Genomic DNA, 2,044 nt, shown 5'->3' on the forward strand with positions numbered 1-2,044 from the left:
AAATTTGTAGCCTGCGGATTAGATAAGCCGTTTTTTCTTGCTTCACGTTATGATCGCGGGAGCGATCAACGACTATACTGCTCTCCCCCCACCTTTTTTTCTGCAAGGACTCTCCATGACCCGACCTACCCTGATGCAATCCATTCCACTATTGATTTGCTTTGCTTTGGCAAATGCCTCGGTGCTTTCTGCCGAACAGCCCCCCCATACCACGGAACCGCTTTGGCCTGACGGGATTCCCGGAGTCGAGTTGACTGGGGTCGGCGATGTGCCCGAGTTGATCATCACGCGGGCCGATGCGGACGCGCCGACTGCGGCAGTGGTGATTCTGCCTGGCGGTGGGTACGGTGGCCATGCGATGGGACACGAAGGATACGAATTTGCCGCTTGGTTCCATTCAATGGGAATGTCATCGGCGATTTGTACCTACCGTTTGCGAGGCAAAGGAAACGATGGCAAGGGCTATGGCCACCCTGCTCCGATGCAAGACGCTCAGCGTGCAATCCAAACACTGCGTGCTCGCGCCAAGGAACTGAATATCGACCCTAACCGCATCGGTGTGATCGGGTTCTCTGCGGGCGGCCATCTTTGTTCGACCGTCTCCACCCACTTTGCCGATGCTGACCCGGCGTCCAGCGATCCTGTGCAACGCGTTTCCTCACGTCCTGACTTCAGCATCCTGTGTTACGCCGTTCTGTCGCTTGGCAAGCCCCACACGCATAAGGGAAGCCAGCGAAATCTATTGGGCGACAATCCTGATCCCGCACTGCTGGCTTCGTTGGACACACCGACTCAGGTGAGCGAGAAAACACCGCCGACGTTTTTGTTCCACACCGCCAAAGACACCGCGGTGCCAGTCGAAAACAGTTTGCTGTACTACCGAGCCTGCGTCGATCATAAAGTGCCGGTCGAAATGCATTTGTTCAACGATGGGGCGCATGGGCTAGGGTTGGCCAAAAAAGTGGACGGCGCAAACCAGTGGCCCGGTTTATGTCAGACTTGGCTAACGCGTCTAGGCATGGTCAATCCTTAGCCGCTGGTTGCCAGCGTCGTCCCACGACAATCAGACCGATTACGATCACTGCGGCCGTCAGTGACGTGATGGCAAGTGGGACCCGCTCGAGTACCAACAGCGGCAACCCAATCGTCAACATTCCGCCTCCGATAAAAGGGGCGGAAAGCGGAGCCGCAAGTGCATAGTTTTCTGCGGCGTCGGTATCCAAGTCTGGATCCACCAGACGCAGCAGCACAAATCCGGTCGCGGTCACGCCTGTCGACATGCCGTAGTTGATCAATCCGAGTTCGAACCAGTGGTCTCGCGGTAGAACCCAGCGTGAAATTACGAGCAAGCAGACGCCCGTCCAAATCGCGCCTGCGATCGCAAGAATCGAAAAAGGAACAATCATGGTCGCCACGGCGGCAATGTTCAGCGACGCGATCGCGGCGACCACCAATACGTCCATCGCGGCGGCGGAAAGCCGGCCAATTGAATCGCTGTCGATCCGTTCTTCACACCCCAACAACCGAGTGCTGCGGCGAACAATCAAGCCGCCGAACAAGGTGTAGATGAACAGCGGGAAATCAAGGATTCGTGAAAACGACAACCGCGTCGACAACTGTTGGTTGGCGGCGTCTCGCACCGTGTCACTGGTGAACCATCCGTCCAAGGTCACCGCGACCATCAACACCGCTTGCTGCAACGCCATCCCAATCCCAAACGCCGTTATCAACCACAACGCCTGTAATAGCAGCGGATCAAGTGTTTCACTGCGAATTGTGGCGTAACCGATTGGTACGCGTGGCGGCGCCGCAACCTCGGTCTTAGCAGAATCGAGCAGCGGAGCGTTGTGGGCCAAGCGGTTGGTCGGGAACCATCCTCGCCGCGCCCCAAGATTGATCCATCCGATCCCGCTGATCATGCCGTAGACCAGCCCCGCGGTGGCCATCAGAATGCCAAGATCGCGGCCGCCGACCAATGCGATTGATTCGTGTGCGAACACCTCACCCATCGCCGCAGCTGTGCCATGCCCCCCAGCGAATCCGG

General features: G+C 57.5%; 1 protein-coding gene and 1 pseudogene. One reads left to right on the forward strand and one right to left on the reverse strand.

The window, feature by feature from the left end; genetic code table 11:
* Positions 1-115 precede the first annotated feature (115 nt).
* Positions 116-1,033, forward strand: coding sequence for an alpha/beta hydrolase (locus RMSM_RS21575; RefSeq protein WP_040768774.1), 918 nt, complete (start codon positions 116-118; stop codon positions 1,031-1,033).
* On the opposite strand, the pseudogene RMSM_RS21580 reads toward RMSM_RS21575, so the two are convergent.
* Positions 1,023-2,044, reverse strand: a pseudogene (locus RMSM_RS21580) (sodium/glutamate symporter); the annotation flags it as partial. The gene RMSM_RS21575 and the pseudogene RMSM_RS21580 sit on opposite strands and share 11 nt — an antisense overlap.

This window comes from Rhodopirellula maiorica SM1 (assembly GCF_000346295.1).
Taxonomy (GTDB): Bacteria; Planctomycetota; Planctomycetia; order Pirellulales; family Pirellulaceae; genus Novipirellula; species Novipirellula maiorica.